The 1,005-nt window shown below is 45.6% G+C and carries 2 protein-coding genes; both read left to right on the forward strand.

The window, feature by feature from the left end:
• On the forward strand, positions 1-195 hold a 195-nt coding region (locus R7044_RS24410; protein WP_225455900.1), incomplete at its 5' end, for a hypothetical protein.
• Positions 196-517: 322 nt separating this feature from the next.
• A partial coding sequence (locus R7044_RS28685; protein WP_405540878.1) for a methyl-accepting chemotaxis protein occupies positions 518-1,005 on the forward strand: 488 nt, incomplete at its 3' end.

The raw sequence follows: 1,005 nt of genomic DNA on the forward strand, positions 1-1,005 counted from the left end.
GCCCTCCTCCCCTATCTTCCACCCGCCCTCTTCTATTCCATAGCTGTCCATTTAGATTCACTCATCCGTCACTCAGTGCTGACCACGTTCACATTGATAGGAGCGACTTTCGCTCTTTTTATGAAAACCCGCATAAAAAATGTGACAAAAATGAACAAGTATATGAAAGTCATGGTGCATTGCTTATCCAACTGATTTAACATGAATTTTTTAAAACCTTGCTGCATTTATAAAAAATATGTTCGGATCAAAAAAATTAAAAATGGAAAATGAGGCGCTTAAGCAGGAATTAGCGAGCCTTAAAGACAAGTACCAAACCGACGTTGAGACGTTGGAACGTCAGTTAAAAGAAGCCAAACAACTACTGAACACAGCGCAACAGCGTTACGAAAGTAGCGACGAGTTGATGTCGAGCAGCTTGAAAGGCGGAGATATGCTCCAAACCATTCGCACAGCGATGGTCGAAAGCGCTCAATCTATGGCGCATGAAAACGAGGAGCTAAAGCTGCTTGATGATATGTTCAAGCAAACACATCAAGCACTCGCACGTCTGGATGACCGAGCGGTAAAAATCAGCTCACAAGCCACTCAAAGCATTGAATCTGTGCAGATATTAGATAACACCGCGACTTCTATTTCCCACCTTGTATCTACTATCCAAGAGATTTCTGACCAAACGAACTTATTGGCTCTCAACGCAGCGATTGAGGCTGCACGCGCTGGTGAAGCAGGCCGCGGATTTGCCGTGGTGGCGGACGAGGTAAGAAATTTGGCAGGCAAAGCCAGTGAAGCGAGCGAACAAATTGATTCGCTGGTTAATCAGGTGCTAACCCAAGTCAGCTCAATCAAAAGCGCGATTGATGAAAACCAAATCTGCGCAGAAGAAGTATCCGCCTCTTCGGCGCAAATTGGCTCAATCGTCAACGAGGTGGTTGTCAAATCAGAGCACATGAAACGGGTGATCCACTTTGCGTCTACCCGCTCTTTCCTCGATACGGTCAAGCT

The sequence above is a fragment of the Vibrio sp. 1402 genome, from assembly GCF_033340275.1.